The organism is Streptomyces sp. NPDC042100 (assembly GCF_055582325.1).
Map to the genome: position 1 here is coordinate 1 of NZ_JBVJDK010000029.1, position 15907 is coordinate 15907.

11 protein-coding genes are annotated in these 15907 nt (G+C 70.5%); 5 read left to right on the forward strand and 6 right to left on the reverse strand.

What is annotated here, in order from left to right:
• The 5 genes from ACZ6J5_RS35655 to ACZ6J5_RS35675 all read right to left on the reverse strand — a co-directional run.
• On the reverse strand, positions 1-4685 hold a 4685-nt coding region (locus ACZ6J5_RS35655), incomplete at its 3' end, for an amino acid adenylation domain-containing protein (RefSeq protein WP_469398109.1).
• A gap of 109 nt (positions 4686-4794) precedes the next feature.
• Positions 4795-6129: an NAD(P)/FAD-dependent oxidoreductase gene (locus tag ACZ6J5_RS35660; protein WP_469398110.1), complete on the reverse strand. Its 1335-nt coding sequence runs from the start codon at positions 6127-6129 to the stop codon at positions 4795-4797.
• 226 nt (positions 6130-6355) lie between these two features.
• Positions 6356-6712 (reverse strand): tRNA-binding protein, encoded by a 357-nt coding sequence (locus ACZ6J5_RS35665; RefSeq protein ID WP_469398111.1) that lies wholly within the window; start codon positions 6710-6712, stop codon positions 6356-6358.
• Positions 6713-6725: 13 nt separating this feature from the next.
• Positions 6726-7856 carry a DNA polymerase III subunit beta gene (gene dnaN / locus ACZ6J5_RS35670; protein ID WP_469398112.1) on the reverse strand — a complete coding sequence of 377 codons (1131 nt, stop codon included), beginning with the start codon at positions 7854-7856 and terminating at the stop codon, positions 6726-6728.
• Between the two features lie 69 nt (positions 7857-7925).
• Positions 7926-8552, reverse strand: a complete 627-nt coding sequence (locus tag ACZ6J5_RS35675) for a sugar O-acetyltransferase (RefSeq protein ID WP_469398113.1) — start codon at positions 8550-8552, stop codon at positions 7926-7928.
• 251 nt (positions 8553-8803) lie between these two features.
• Between ACZ6J5_RS35675 and ACZ6J5_RS35680 the strand changes: the two genes are divergently transcribed.
• From ACZ6J5_RS35680 to ACZ6J5_RS35700, 5 genes are all read left to right on the forward strand, one after another.
• Entirely contained in the window at positions 8804-9664 is an 861-nt protein-coding gene (locus ACZ6J5_RS35680) for a pyrroline-5-carboxylate reductase family protein (RefSeq protein WP_469398114.1), read from the forward strand.
• A 156-nt stretch (positions 9665-9820) separates the two neighbouring features.
• On the forward strand, positions 9821-10984 hold the full coding sequence (locus tag ACZ6J5_RS35685) for an NAD(P)/FAD-dependent oxidoreductase (RefSeq protein WP_469398124.1): 1164 nt from the start codon (positions 9821-9823) through the stop codon (positions 10982-10984).
• Positions 10985-11019: 35 nt separating this feature from the next.
• The gene (locus ACZ6J5_RS35690; RefSeq protein ID WP_469398115.1) at positions 11020-11775 is read left to right on the forward strand and encodes a thioesterase II family protein; all 756 of its coding nucleotides are present in this window, start codon (positions 11020-11022) and stop codon (positions 11773-11775) included.
• 76 nt (positions 11776-11851) lie between these two features.
• A complete protein-coding gene (locus ACZ6J5_RS35695) occupies positions 11852-13996 on the forward strand; it encodes an alpha-ketoacid dehydrogenase subunit alpha/beta (RefSeq protein ID WP_469398116.1) in 2145 nt (714 codons plus the stop codon).
• A 12-nt stretch (positions 13997-14008) separates the two neighbouring features.
• Positions 14009-15043, forward strand: coding sequence for a ketoacyl-ACP synthase III family protein (locus tag ACZ6J5_RS35700; protein WP_469398117.1), 1035 nt, complete (start codon positions 14009-14011; stop codon positions 15041-15043).
• A 76-nt stretch (positions 15044-15119) separates the two neighbouring features.
• Here ACZ6J5_RS35700 and ACZ6J5_RS35705 read toward each other — a convergent pair whose 3' ends face one another.
• Positions 15120-15896, reverse strand: a complete 777-nt coding sequence (locus ACZ6J5_RS35705) for an O-methyltransferase (RefSeq protein ID WP_469398118.1) — start codon at positions 15894-15896, stop codon at positions 15120-15122.
• Between the last annotated feature and the right edge of the window lie 11 nt (positions 15897-15907).

A 15907-nucleotide genomic window follows, 5' to 3' on the forward strand; every position in this document is an offset into this window, starting at 1 on the left:
ACATCACCAGACACCACCGCGACAGCATCCGGATCACGACCCGCCCACACCTCCACCATCCCCGCCAACGACACCCACTCAGCAGCCTCACCACCATCAGCCACCACCTCCAGAAGCGACACACGCTCCTCAGCCGACAGGATCTCCACCCCGCCGACCCGACGGTCAGGAACCGCCACCAACTGCTCCAGCAGCCGGCCCCACCGCGCCACCAACGACTCCACCGACGACCGGTCGAACAGATCCGTCGCGAACTCGACGACCACGTCCAGGCCGTCGGGCCCGTTCTCGGTGTCGCGCCGCTCCGAAAGGCTCAGGGCCATGTCGAAGCGCGAGCCGCCGCTGCCCATCTGGCCGTAGTCGGTGCGCAGTCCGTCGAGCGGGGTGAGCTGCCCGGTGGCGCTCTGCAGGACGAGCATGATCTGGAAGAGCGGGTGGTGCGCGAGCGACCGCTGCGGGTTGAGCACCTCCACCAGGGTCTCCAGCGGCACGTCCTGGTGCGCGTAGGCGGCCAGGTCGGCCTCGCGTACGCGGGCCAGGAGCTCCCGGAACGTCGGGTCGCCCGAGGTGTCCGTCCGCAGCACCAAGGTGTTGACGAAGTATCCGACGAGCTCGTCCAGCGCATCGTCGGTCCGGCCCGCCACCGGCGTCCCCAGCGGAATGTCCGTCCCCGCGCCCAGACGCGTCAGCAGAGCCGCCAACGACGCCTGAAGCACCATGAAGACACTGACGCCGCACTCCCGCGCCAGCCGCACCACACCCCGATGCACCTCCGCGTCGAACCGGGCCTCCAGGCCCGCGCCTCGGTACGAGTTCACCTCCGGACGGGGCCGGTCGGTGGGGATGTCGAGCTGTTCGGGCAGGCCGGCCAGCGCGTCCTTCCAGTACGCGATCTGCGCGCTGAGCAGGCTCTCCGGATCGTCCTGCGATCCCAGCAGCTCGCGCTGCCACAGCGTGTAGTCCGCGTACTGCACCGGCAGCGGCTCCCACACCGCCACCTCACCCCGGCACCGCGCCTCGTACGCCCGCGACAGGTCACGCGTGAGCGGGCCCAGCGACCAGCCGTCACCCGCGACGTGGTGCAGAGTGAGGACCAGCGAGTGGTCCTCGGGCCCGAGGACGAACACGTCAGCGCGCAGCGGCAGTTCGCGCTCCAGGTCGAACCCGCGTCGTGCGGCGGCCGCCGTCACCGCGCTGAGCTCCGCCTCCGACACCTGGACGACCGAGAAGTCGACCTCCGCGTCGGCCCCGTCCAGGACCCGCTGGTACGGCACGCCGTCGACCTCGGGGAACACCGTGCGCAGGCTCTCGTGCCGCGCCACCACGTCACCCAGCGCCGCCCGCAGGGCGTCCCGGTCCAGGGCGCCGGTGATCCGGGCCGTGGTGACCATGTTGTAGGTGGCGCTGATCCCTTCGAGCCGGTGCAGGAACCAGAGGCGTCGCTGCGCGAAGGACAGCGGCAGCACCTCGGGCCGCACCGCCGGCTGCACCGGCGGACGGGAGTCCGCCCCGGAACCCGCCCCCGGCCCCAGCCGTACGGCCAGGGCTTCGACCGTAGGCGCCTCGAACAGCGCCCGGATCGCGACCTCCGCCCCGAGCACGGAGCGTATCCTGCTGATCAACTGCGTCGCCAGCAGCGAGTGACCGCCCAGGTCGAAGAAGTTGTCCTCGACACCGACCGAGGAGACCCCCAGCACCTCCGCGAACAGCTCACACAGGATCTCCTCCACCGGCCCCCGCGCAGCCCGCCCCGACCCGGCGCTCTCCAGCACCGGAACGGGCAGCGCACGCCGGTCCAGCTTCCCGTTCGATGTCAGCGGGAACGCGTCGAGCACCACGACGGCGGCCGGAACCATGTACTCCGGCAGACGCCCGCCGACATACGCCCGCAACTCCGCCGACGACACCTCAGCACCGCCGTCCAACGTCACGTAGGCCACCAGCATCGCCTCGCCCGAACGGTCCTCACGGGCCAGCACCACCGCGCCACGCACCGCCGCATGCTCACCGAGCACCGCGTCGATCTCACCCAGCTCGATACGGAAACCCCGCACCTTCACCTGATCATCCGTACGACCCAGATAATCGAGCTGACCGTCCGCCCGCCACCGCACCAGATCACCCGTGCGATACATCCGCGCACCCGCCGGACCGAACGGATCAGCGACGAAACGCTCCGCCGTCAGACCCCGCCGCTCGACATAGCCACGCGCCAGACCACCGCCCGACACGTACAGCTCTCCCGCCACACCCACCGGAAGAGGACGCAGCCCGCCGTCGAGGACGTAGGCGTCCAGGTCCGAGAGGGGGGAACCGACCGGGGAGCCCTGGTCCCGCGCGGCGGTGACGTGTCCCGTGGTGACCGGAAGGTGGGTGACGTGCACGGTCGTCTCGGTGATGCCGTACATGTTGACCAGGGTCGGCGCCGTCTCGCCGCGCCGCGCGAACCAGTCGGCCAGTCGCGGCGGCTCCAGGGCTTCGCCTCCGAAGACCACCCAGCGCAGGGCGAGCCGCCGCTCCACCTCCGGCCGCGCCCCGCCGGCGGCCACGAGCTGGTAGAAGGCGGACGGCGTCTGGTTGAGCACGGTGACGCGCTGGTCGGCGAGCAGCCGCAGGAACTCGTCGGGCGACCTGCTCACGTCGAAGGGGACGACCACGACGCGCGCGCCGTGCAGGAGCGCCCCCCACATCTCCCAGACCGAGAAGTCGAAGGCGTACGAGTGGAAGAGCGTCCACACGTCGTCCGGACCGAACGCGAACTGGTCCGCCGTCGCGGCGAACAGGCGCACGACGTTGTGGTGCGACACGAGGACGCCCTTGGGCGTCCCGGTCGAGCCCGAGGTGTAGATGACGTACGCGGGGTGCTCGGGCCGCAGGGCCTCGGTCCGCTCGGTGTCCTGGACCGGGTCGTCCGCCAGGGCCGCGAGCCGTTCGTCCGCCGCCGGCTCGTCCAGGACGAACACGGGAAGCCCCTCCGGGAGGACGTGCCGCGTGGCCGCGTGCGCGAGGGCGACGACCGGGCGGGTGTCCGCGACCATGAAGGCGACGCGGTCCGCCGGAAGCGTCGGGTCGATGGGCAGATAGGCCCCGCCCGCCTTGCTGACGGCAAGCGCCGCGACCACGGTGTCCACCGACCGGGGCAGCGCGAGCGCCACGACCGATTCCGGTCCCACTCCCCGCGCGATCAGGAGGCGCGCGAGCCGGTTCGTCCGCCGGTCCAGCTCCTCGTACGACAGCTCCACGTCCCCGCAGGTCACGGCGATGGCCGCGTGGTCGCGGGGCGCCGCGCCGTAGGTCTCGGGGAGCGTGCGGGGGCGGGCGTCCCGCCCGGTGCGCTGTCGGCGGGCGGGCACGAGGGAGGCGTGTTCGGCGGCGGAGGTGACGTCGAGGCGGCCCAGCCGCTGTCCCGGGTTCGCGGCGAGCCGCTCCACGGTGGCGATGAGGCGGGGGCCGTGCGCCCGCAGTTCGTCCGTCGTGTACAGGTCGGGGTTGCCGTTGAGGTCGATGCGCAGCCCTTCGGCGTCGGGCCGGTCGTAGGCGACGATCGACAGGTCTTCGAGCAGGGGCGCCGCCGGGTTGTGCATGGTGCTGGCGCACTCGCCGAACCGCAGCGACTCGAATCGCATGACGTTGACGATGGGCCCGAAGAAGCGGCGCGGAACCCCGGGGAACTGGAGGTCCCTGCGGATGTCCTCGCCGCGGCGGCGCTGGTGCCGCAGGGCCGACCGCAGTTCGTCGGAGACCTGGGACACGAGGTCGGCGACCGTCGCGCCCTGGTCCACCGACAGCCCCAGAGGCACCACGTTGGCCATCATGGAGGGGGTCCGGCGGGCTTCCTCGTCGAGACGGGCGGCGACCGGGAGGCCGAGGATGACGTCCCGCCGGCCCGTCAGACGGTTCAGGTACAGGGCGGTCGCGGCGATCAGCACCCTGGACCACCGGGTGCCCAGCCGCCCCGCCGCCTCCTTGAGGGCCAGGGTGTCGGACGGCGTCACCTCGTGCCGGTACCGGACGAATCGGTTCTGCGGTTCCGCCAGCTTCTGCGCGAGACTGATCTGCTCCGGGCGCTCCGCGAACCGCTCCAGCCAGAACGCGCGGTCGGCGCCGGACGCGGGCGACGCGACGTAGGCCTCTTCCTCGGCTATGAGCGCGCCCATCGAACCGAAGGCGGCGTCCGGCTCCCCCGGCGCACCGGACCGCAGGGCGCTGTAGAGGCCGGCCACCCGACGGTTGATGAGCGCCGAGCCGTAGGCGTCCAGGACGATGTGGTGGTAGCTCTGGTACCAGAAGAAGCGGTCGGGGCCCGCACGGAAGAGGACCTGCCGGAAGGGCATGCCATCGCGCAGGTCCGGCGCCGCCGCGAGGTCCTTCCGCACCCACGCGTCCACCGCCCGGAGCGGATCCGCCTCCTCGCTGACGTCGACCACGGGCAGCGACCAGTCCGTCGGCGGGACGAAGATCTGCCGGGGGCCGTCAGGGCCGTCCACGAAGCGGGCGTGCAGGCTCTCCGTCCCGGACACGACGCGGGCCACGACCGACCGGAACAGGGGGACGTCGATCGCACCGTGCAGCTCAAGGTAGTTGCCCCACTGATAGGCGGGGCTCAAGGGGTCGATGGACTGTCCCATCCAGATACCGGTCTGCGCTGCCAGCAGCGGGTGCGAACTGCTCTGCGATTCGAACATCGTGATCCCGTTCCGTAAGACGGACGGCCATGGGCCGCACAACAAGAACGGCGCCGGCACTGTGGGTACCGGCGCCGTGGTGTCCCCCGCGCAGGAGGCCCTGGTCACATCAGTCGAGCGCGCCCTCAAGCGCCTCGTTCAGCTTGGTGTCGGCAGGCTCGCTCGCGTCGAGCTCCGGGTAGACCGGGCAGCCGTACATGGGCTCGTAGGGCGAGAAGGTGTCGTTGTCGGGAAGCGACCGCAGGTGACGCCCGAGCGGGTTCTTCTCGCTCCAGAAGTCGCCGCCGAGCAGGCGGGCCACCCACATCGGGGCCACGCGCGCGCCGGTGCTCTTGAGGAACCGGCCCAGGTTGTAGTCGTTCGCGTAGAAGCCGTGGATGAGGCGGGTGTACGTGTCGTAGCCGGTCTTGTAGAACCGCTCGTACTCGTCCACGGCGGCGGCCTCCTCGCGGGAGCCGTCGAGCAGGTCGGCCGTCATCTCGCCGGCGCGCGAGCCGGTGACGAGCGCCAGGTAGACGCCCGCGGAGAAGATCGGGTTCGCGAACGCGCCCGCGTCGCCCACGACGAAGAAGCCGGGGCCCGCGATCTGGTCCGAGTAGTACGTGAACTCGCTCTCGACGTGCGTCTCTTCGTACGTCGCGCCCTCGATGCGCTGGCGGATCCGGGGAATGCGGCCCAGGTGCTCCATGAACAGGTCGTCGGGCGACGAGGCGGCCTGCAGCGTGCTCGCCGCGGTCACCGCGCCGACGCTCAGCTTGTCCGCGCGGACGGGGATCGCCCACAGCCATCCGTCGTCGTGGGCTCCGACCTGGATGTCCCCGAGGAAGCCGGGGTTGTTGGCCTCGTCCACACCCGTGTAGTGGCGGAACACCGCGACGGTACGGGTGGTCTGCGGGTACTTCCGGCTGCGCAGCAGGCCCTTGGTGATGACACCGGCCCGGCCGCTCGCGTCGATGACGCGGCGGGCCCGGGCGGTGTGCTCCTCCCCGCCCGAGGTGAACGTGACGCCGACGACGCGGTCGCCCTCGGTCTCCACCTTGACCACGCGGGCCTCCTGCACGACCTTGGCCCCGCAGTCGGCCGCGTAGTCCAGCAGGATCGAGTCGAAGTCGGCGCGCTCCAGCTGATATGTCGTCAGAGCGCGTCCCTCACCCTGATCGGTGAAGTCTACCCGGTGGAAACCTTCGCCGGTGTGGCAGAACTCGGCGCCCGTCTTGACGGGGAAACCCTCGGCCTCCACCTTCGGGGTGACGCCCAGCTTGTCGAGGACGGCCGACGTGTAGGTGAGCATCGACTCACCGATGTGGAAGCGAGGGAAGGCGGATCGCTCCAGAACGAGGACGGACAGTCCCCGCTGAGCCATCACCACCGCCGCCGAGGACCCCGCGGGGCCTCCACCGATGACTATCGCGTCGTAGCTTGCTTCGGTGTGCGAGTACGTCACTGACACTCCTAGGTTTCCTTACCCCTGGCGAGTGGGCAATAGGGGGAGGCGTCGGCGGTTGGGCCGTGAGCGCCGGCGGTCTCACGACCCGAACTGCCGACTCCCCGTCACACTCATGTGCGCCGCGCGCCATTTTGGCACACCCATGATCGCTTCGCGCTGGGGTTCGAATACTTGACGAGTCGTCACCACCCGCCACTGGGGCCCCACTTACACGGGCGGCTCCTCAGCCGACCATGTCACCCGGCTTCGCGTCAGCGGACGGCGCCAGCAGGTACACGGTGCCGTCCTGCCCGTAGGACCCCAGGAGGAGGAACTCGCTCACGAAGCCGGCGATCCGCTTCGCACCCAGGTTCACGATGCCCACGACCAAGCGGTCCTTCAGCTCCTCCGCCGGGTAGTTGGTCACTTGCGCGCTGGTGGCCAACACCCCTACGTGCGGCCCGAAGTCGACCCGTACCTTGTAGGCGGGCCTGCGGGCCTCCGGGAAGGGCTCCACCGAGAGGACCTGCCCCACCCTCATGTCGGTGGAGAAGAAGTGAGCGGGGTCCGTCTGTTCTTTCCGCTCCTGGCCGTGGGTCATACGTGATCCTCTTCTAGTAGGAGATCCTGACGGGCATGATGACGCACTGGTAGTCCGTGAGGTCCTCCCCCTCGGCCGTCCTGGAGGTCAGAACGGCGGACTTCAGCGGAGCCTGGCAGTTGAGCACGGCGACATCCGTCTCCACCGCACTGAGCGCGTCGAGGAGGAACTGCGGGTTGAAGGCGATGGTGATGTCCTCGCCGTCGACCGCCGCGTCCATCGACGCCACCGCCTGCGCCTCGTCGCCGGTCGCCGCCTCCAGGGTCACCGAGTCCCCCTGGAAGGTGAGCCGCACGGGTGAATTGCGGTTGGCGACGAGGGAGACCCGCTTGATGGCGTCGACGAAGGGCGCCGTCCGTACGGCCGCGCGCGTGGCGAACTCCTTGGGGAGCCGCTGGCGGTAGTTGATGAACTCGGCGGCGATGAGGCGGGACGTGGCCCGGTGCCCTCCGAACTCGAATCCGATCGTCTCCACGGCGGCGGACTCGGCGTTCGCCTTGAGGGTGAGCGAGACGGTCCCCCCGGAGGGCATGGACTTCGCGGTCTGCGCGACCGCCTTCGCCGGCACCACGGCGCTCAGCGACACGTCGGGGTCCACGGGGTTCCAGCGCAGTTCCCGCATGGCGATCCGGTAGCGGTCCGTGCACGCCACGGTCAGGCGGTCCCCCATCGCCTCCACGTGCATACCCGTGAGGACCGGCACGGTCTCGTCCCGCGCCGCCGCCAGCGAGACCTGCGCGACGGCCGCGCTGAACGCGTCGCTGTCCACCGTTCCGGCGAGGCCGGGCATGAGCGGCAGGGCCGGGTACTCCTCGACCGGCAGGGTCTGGAGGGTGAAGCGGGTGCCGCCGCCCTCGACGGTCACCTTGGCCCCGTCGCTCTCGATCTCGATGTGACCGGCCGGCATGCTCCTCATGATCTCGGCCAGCAATCGGCCGGAAACCAACGCGGTTCCCTGTTCGATGACCTCGACTTCGACGTCCGCGCGGGTGGAGACTTCATAGTCGTATCCGGACAGGGTCAGCTTCTCGTCGACCTGCAGCAGGATTCCGGCGAGAATCGGAACCACCGGCCTGGACGCCAGACTGCGCGCGGCCCACGCCGTGGCCTCCACGATCTCGTCGCGCTGTACTCGAAACCTCACGGTCCCTTACCTCCTGCGGATGGCACTGTATGTCAATGGGGTCGAGTCAAACGTGTGACCCGATGGCATTCAAGCAGGATCGGGCGTGGCGGGCGGACCGACCGGCTTCCCGGACGACCGGTCGCCGGGCGCGCCGCCGGAAGGAAGCTCCTTCACCACGCGGGCGGGGTTGCCGTGTACGAGGACCCCGGGCGGGACGTCCTTCGTGACCACGCTGCCGGCTCCGACCACCGAGTCGTCCCCGATGGTGACACCGGGGCAGATGACGGCGCCGCCACCGATCCACACGTTGCCCCCGATGACTATCCGCTCTCCGAACTCGTATCCGGCACGCCGCAGGTCGGCTTCCAGGGGGTGTGTCGCGGTCAGGAGCTGGACGTACGGTCCGATGAGCGTCCCGGCACCGATGTCGATCCGGGCCGTGTCCAGGAACACGCCGCCGAAGTTCACGAAGACGCCTTCTCCCAGGGAGATGTTGCGTCCGTAGAGACAGTGGAAGGGGGAACGCACCTCGACCGATCGCGGGGCCTCTCCGAGCAGTTCGGCGAGGAGCTTCGCCCGCAGGTCGGGCTCGCCGACGGTCGTGGCGTTGTACCGCTCCGCCAGCAGGGCCGCGCGGCGCCGGTCGGCCGCCAGCTCCTCGTCCCCGTAGACGAAGAGTTCGCCCGCGAGCATCTTGTCCTTGTACGTCGCCATCGACAGTCCCCCTGCTGGAATACGGACGCCGCGCACGCGCGCGGCAGCCCTCTCCGGCCGCGGCGACCGTGATCGTGAGACGGCGACCGGATCAGCCTCATCCCGGCCACAGCCTACCCCTCCGGCAAGCGGCACCCAGGGTGACTCACGACGCTCCGGCCCGGGTCCTGTCGTACCGGCGTGCGAGACTCGCGGACAGCTAAGCCCAGCGAAAGCCTTGGTCAGAGCACATAGCATCTGAAAGGACATCAATGCCTCCTCACATAGAGCCACTTGAGGATCGTGACGCTCCGCTGATTGCGGTGCTCGGAGCCGGGCACATCGGCCAGACCATCGTGGAGGGGCTCCTCGCAGGCGGCCATCCCGCCGGGCGTCTGCGCGCGACGGTCCGAACACCCGGACGCGCTAAGGAACTTGCCGACGGGTACGGCATCGCGGCCGGGGTGGACAACGCCTCGGCGGCACAGGGTGCGGACCTCGTCATCCTGTCCGTGCGCCCGGGCGACGCCTCCGCGACGCTGTCCGAGGCGCTCGCCTCCGCCAAGTCCGGTGTTTCCGTGGTGTCTTTCGTCGCCGGCTACGAGCTCCGCCGTATCGGCGAGGCCGCGCCCGAGGGAATCATGATGAACGCGTTCCGCATCGCTTCCAACGTGGCCTCTCTCAAGCGGGGCGGAATACTTGCGATTTCACCGGAACCGAAACCGAGCGCGACAGACGCCATGGCTGACGTCATGTCAGCTCTCGTCCACCTGGGCCGATTTGTGGTCATCCCCGAATCCCAGCAGAACATGGCCGCGTCGTCCCTAGGCAGCGGGGCGGCCTTCCTGGCACTGGCCGCGACCGGCGTGGTGGACAGTGCTGTCGAATCCGGGGTCACGCACAAGGACGCAACTCTCTTCGCGGCCGAGGCACTTGAGTGCGCCGCCGCGCTGCTGCGACAGCAGGAATCCCGGACCGCGACCCCCTGGGCATCGCTCGCCACTCCGGGCGGCATCACCGAGGCGGGCATCAACTCCCTTCAGGGAAACCATGTTTCCCGTCACATGGCAGAGGCCGTGGACACGGCGGTCGCCCGAGCGAATGCGATTGCCCCGCCAGTCAAGACCGCTTGACCCCTGTCGGATGCCCCTGGAGGATGACTCGGGGCTAGATCATTACGGGTGGGACAAGCACGTCACCGCAGGGACCCGGATCCTGGCGGCCCCCACGCTCCTCGCCGCGACCACCTCTCCAGATGAAGGTGAAACACGTTGTACGACGCGATAGTTGTGGGCGCACGGTGCGCCGGCTCCTCGACGGCGCTCCTGCTCGCGCGCGCGGGCTACCGCGTCCTCCTCCTGGAACGGGCCCGCTTCCCACGGGACACGCTTTCCACGTTGTACATCCATCAGCCCGGCGTCGCCCGGCTCGCCCGGTGGGGCGTGCTGGACGAGATCGTCGCGGGCGGGACACCCGCGCTGGACCGGGTGACCTACCGGGTCGCGGACGTCGAGCTCTCCGGCTGCTCCTGGCCCGTGGAGGGCCAGCGGGCCGCCTACGCGCCCCGGCGCCACCGGCTCGACTCCGTCCTCGCCCAGGCCGCCGTCGCGGCGGGCGCGGAGTTCCGGGACGGCTGCACCGTCGAGGGGCTGCTCTTCGAGGACGACCGGGTGGTCGGTGTCCGCTGCCGCACCTCGGGCGGATCCAGCGTGGAGGAACGGGCCAGGCTGGTGGTCGGCGCGGACGGCATGCGCTCCCGGGTCGCCGAGGCGGTGGCGGCTCCCGTCACCACGGACCCGCTCATGACCTGCGCCTACTACACCTACTGGCCCGGCGTCTCGGACCACTTCGAACTGCACGAGGCGCCCGGCCGGTGGATCGGTGTCATCCCCACCGACGACGGGATGACCCTGGTGGCCTCCTACTTCCCGCAGGCGGAGTTCGACCGGGTGCGGGCCGATGTGCCGGCCGCCTATCTGGAGGCGGTGCGCACCACGGCCCCCGGCGTCTTCGAGCGGATCGAAGGACTGGAGCAGGGGGACAGGTTCCACGGGAGCGGCGACCAGCAGAACTTCTTCCGCAGGGCGGCCGGTCCCGGGTGGGCGCTGGTCGGCGACGCCGCCCACCACAAGGACTCCATCACCGCCAAGGGCATCACGGACGCCTTCCTCCAGGCCGAGTCGCTGGCCGGCGCCATCGGAGCCGACCTCCAGGACCCGTCCCTGCTGGGCGCGGCGCTCCAGCGGTACGCCGACGGCCACGAGGACCTGCTGATCGACGGCTACCAGAGCACCCTCTTCACGGCGGCGCTCAAGGTGCACAAGGACCGCCTCGCCATGCTGCGCGCGGTGGCGAGCAAGGAGGAGTTCACCACCCGGTACTTCGCGGCCGTCGCGGGCGACTGCGCGACCGAGGACCTGTACACGCCCGAGCTGCTCGACCTCCTCTACTGATCAGCGCCCACCCACCCCGGAGCGGAGTCTTCGTCATGAGCGTTTCGACCGGCCTCGCGAGCCGCTGGATCCGACGGCATCTGCCGGTCACCCACCCCCGGATGCGGCTCGTGTGCTTCCCCCACGCCGGCGGCACGGCCGGCTTCTTCCGGTCCTGGCACCGGAGCTTCCCCTCGGACATCGAGGTCCTCTCCGTGCGCTACCCGGGCCGCGAGGACCGGGTCAACGAGCCGTTCGTCGACTCGATGGACGCGCTCGTCGAGGCTGTGACGGAGGCGCTGGTTCCGGTCCTGGACCGGCCGCTGGCGTTCTTCGGCCACAGCATGGGCGCCTCCGTCGCGCACGAGGTGGCCGTGCGCCTGGAGTCGCTGCACGGCTTCACCCTCGAACACCTCCTGCTGTCCGCCCGGCCGGCGCCCCAGCTGCTCGGCACGTACGGCCTCTATCTGGAGGACGACGAGGCTCTGGTCGCCGACGTCCGGCGGCTGGACAAGAACAGCGGCGGCATCCTGAGCGATCCGGACCTCAGGGACCTCGTCCTGCCCGCCATCCGGGCGGACTACCGCCTCGTGGGCACCTACCGGCCGGACGGCATCCGGCAGGTCAAGGCCCCGGTGACCGCGTACGCCGGCGAGACGGACCCGGAGGTCTCCGTCGCGGACGTCGAGGGCTGGAGTGCCGTCGCCGCCACCGGTTTCAGCCTGCGCAGCTTCCCCGGCGACCACTTCTACCTCGTGCCCCACGAGCGGGAGCTCACGGCCGACATCGTCGGGCGGCTCACCACGGGCTGATCACGACTCACCCCGCCCTGCTCTGCGCACGCCCCTTCCCACACCATCGTCAGCCATCACGGGTGAGGTCACCTTCATGCGGATCGAATACACGGCCCCCTCGGGTCGACTCACGCGCCATGTCGGCGAGAGCGACGACTACGAGTCGATCGGCGCGTCCGCCTTCCGGCGCATGCTGTACGACATGGCGGTCATACGCGCGTTCGAGCACCAGCTCCTGGAGTGCGCGGCGCGAGGCGAGGTGTCCGGCCCTGTGCACACCTCCATCGGCCAGGAGAGCGTGGCCGCCGCCGTCTCGCGGCACCTCCGCGACGGCGACCAGGTGGTCGGCAACCACCGTTCTCACCACCACTTCCTCGCCCAAGGGCTGTCGCACACCGCGCACGAGGACTGGGACTGCGTGACCGAACCCCTTCCGGCCGCCGCGCACGAGCTCCTCACCTCGGCCCTCGCCGAGATCCTGGGGCGTTCCAGCGGCGTGAACCACGGCGTGGGCGGCTCCATGCACCTGCGGCACGAGGAGATCGGGTTCATGGGGTCCAGCGCCATCGTCGGCGGCGGGATACCCATAGCGGCCGGCCTGGCCCTCGCCGACTCCCTCCGGGAGAACCGATCCTGCGCCGTCTGCTACATCGGGGACGGGGCGGTCAACCAGGGGACGTTCCACGAGACGGCCAACCTCGCCGGGGTGCTGAACCTGCCCCTCCTGATCGTCGTCGAGAACAACGGATACGCCGAGGCCACCCGCCCGGAGGAGGCCTCGGCGGTCCTGCCGCTGGCCACCCAGGGACTCGCCCACGGATTCCGGGCCGCGACCATCGACGGAGGCGACCACTGCGGGCTCTACCGCACCGTCGAGGACTTCCTGGCGTCCATGCGCGAGGGCGCGGGGCCCGCCCTCATCGAGGTACGGACGTACCGCCACCTCGACCACACCGGCGCCCTGCGGGGCAGCGCCGTCGGCTACCGCGACGAGGCGGAGGAGGACGAGTGGCGCGACCGTGACCCGATGGTCTCGCTGCCGAGGGCCCTGGTCGAGCGGGGTGTGCTGACGGCAGCCGAGGCGGAGCGGATCGACACCGCGGCGGCCGCCGCGGTGGCCTCGGCGTACGCGGCCGTCCCCCCGCCCTCCGACGTGGCGCCGGAGCTGGACACCCACGCGCTGCTGCGCGGCCCCGCGAAGCCCGCGTCCGGACCGCTCGACGGGCCGTCCGCCGACGAGGCGGGCGATGCCGGGGACCGGGCCAAGTGGACGTTCAAGGACGCCATCGCCCAGGGGATCGCCGGGGCGCTGCGGCGCTCGGAGGAGGTCGTCTTCCTCGGCGAGGAGGTGGGCAACCCCGGTGGCCTGCTGGCCCAGGCCGGGGTGCTCGACCAGGATCTGGTCGGCCGTCGCGTCCTGAACATGCCCATCTCGGAGGCGGGCTTCGTCGGCATGGCCTGCGGGGCCTCCATGGTCGGCCTGCGTCCGATCGTCGAGCTCATGTACGGCAGTTTCGCCCTGATCGCGGCGGATCAGCTGTTCAACCACATCGGGATGATCCGGGCCCTGTACGGCAACACGGCCCAGGCGCCGGTGATCGTGCGCGCCAAGGTCCCGATCGGCCGGGGCTACGGGCCGCAGCACGGCCTCAATCCCGCCGGGCTGTTCGCCTCGTTCCCGGGCTGGCGGGTCTTCGCGCCGGCCGATCCCAAGGAGTACCTCGGTGCGCTCAACTCCGCTCTGGAGTGTGAGGACCCCGTTCTCCTGGTCGAGTTCGCCTCGCTCTACGACGAGGTGTTCGAGCTCTCGCCGGCCGACTTCACCGCCCGCCTCCCGCTGGAGGGCGCACGGGTCGTCCACGAGGGCGAGGACGTCAGCGTCTTCACGTACGGGATCGGCGTCGGCTGGGCCGTGGCCGCCGTCGGCGAACTCGCGGCGGGCGGCTGTTCGGCCGAGGTCGTCGACCTCCGGGCGCTCGACACCCTGTCGACGGACTGGGCTGCGATCCGGGCGTCCCTGGCCCGCACCGGCCGGGGTCTGTTCGTCGATCCCGCGGCGCGCAGCCAGTCCATCGCGCCCCGGCTGATCGCCGATCTCGTCGACACGGCGGACGGGCCCCACCGGCTGTCGTACCTCGCCTGTGCGGACGTCCAGCCCGTCACGCCCACCCTCGAACGTCAGGCGATCATCGGCCCCGCCGACATCGTCGGGGCCGTCAAGAACTTGATCAAGCTCTGACTAGGAGATTCAGTGCGCTGGCACAACGTGTACATCGCGGGTTCCGGTACCTACTTCCCCGAGGCGGCGGAGACCGCCGAGGAGGCGGTGGCGGCGAAGCGCTACAGCGTCGAGGAGCACGCGGCCAACGGCATCCGCCGGGTCCGCACCGCCGGGCCCGACGAGGCCCCTCCGGTGATGGCGGCGGCCGCGGGCCGGCTGGCGGTGGAGCGCTCGGGTACCGGTGCCGACGCGTTCTCGCTCCTGCTGCACGGCTGCATGGGCTTCCAGGGCCAGGACTTCTGGACCCCCGCCCACTACGTGCAGCGTGAGACGGTCGGCGGACACGGCATGGCGGTGGAGATCCGCCAGGGTTCGAACGGCGGCCTGGCCGCGGTCGAGCTCGCCGCCTCGCACCTGGCCGCCCGCTCCGACGCCACCGCGGCCCTGGTCACCACGGGGGACTCCTTCCGGCTGCCCCAGGTGGACCGCTGGCGTACCGAGAACCAGCAGGTGTTCGGCGACGGCGGTACGGCGCTGGTGCTGACGAACCGGCCGGGGTTCGCCCGGATCCGTTCGACGGCCTCCCATTCCGTCCCGGCCCTGGAGCCGGTCTACCGGGGCACCGGCGGTCTGGCGGCGGCCCCCGATCAGACCGAGTGGCCGGTGGATCTGCGGGGCCGGACCCGCGCGTACCTGCTGGAGGACCCCTTCCGCTACGACGAGGTCATCGCCCGGACCGGTGAGGGCCTGGCCCTGGCGGTCCGGCAGGCCCTCACCGACGCGGAGGTCACCCTGGACGACGTGGCGTTCGTGGTGCACCCCGCGATCGGCCGCACCATCGTCGAGTACTCCTACCTGGGCCAGCTCGGTATCGACGCCGGGCGGACGGTCTACGACTGGGCGGCCGACTACGGGCACCTGGGCGCGGGCGACCAGATCGCCGGGATCGACCATCTGGTGACGAGCGGCCGGGCCGGCCGGGGAGACCTGATCCTGGCCGTCGGCGTGGGCATCGGCTACATGTGGACGGCGATGGTGGCCGAGGTGACGGGCACACCCGGCTGATGATGCCCTCCCGCCGCGTACGAGTGCCCCTGGCCGCGTCTGCTTCCGCGGCCAGGGGCACTGTCGTCTCTTCCCGTCAGCGCGCGTGCCGGACCAGCGTGATGCCGTCCTTGACGGTGAGCAGCACCGTCTTCACCCGCGGGTCGGTGGCGACCTTGGTGTTGAACGCCACCACGTAAGCACCCCACTCGGTCAGCATGTTGGAGAGCCATGCGTCGCCGTCCACCCCCTGGTCGGCTTCGCCCGCGGCGAGAATGCGCTCGGCCTCCTCGGACTTCTGCGTCAGCGAGTCGACGACGATGCCTCCCCACAGCGTGTTGTCGATCGCCAGCACGCCGTTGTCGGCGAGCAGACCCCGTTCGAGGATCGTGTCGAAGTAGTTGGCGTAGTTGGGCTTGTCCGCGTCGACGAAGATGAAGTCGAACGGCCCCTCTATCTCGCGGAGGGTCTCCAGGGCGTTGGCCTCGATCAGCTTGATCTTGTGGCCGTGCTCGCTGCGCGCGAAGGCGTCCTGCGCCAGGGTCTTGGCCCGCGCGTCGGCGACGTAGCTGTCGACGGTGACGATCTCCCCGTCCTCGGGGAGGGCCGCCGCGAGTCCGACGGTGGCGTGCCCGGTGAAGGTGCCCACCTCCAGGATCCGCTTCGCCCCCACCATGTCGACCATCATCGTCAGGAACGCCACCTGAGCCGAGGACGTGGCGATGTCCGCCCATTCGGGACACTTCAGCTCGGTGTCGGCATGCAGTTCGAGCAGTTCCGGCGAAGGCTTGGTGGAATTCGCCTCCGCGTACTCCTCGATCCCGGGCTGGAAGATGGACGGCTTCTTGAAGACTACATCCTTGCGATGGAACACTGAGTTCCCTT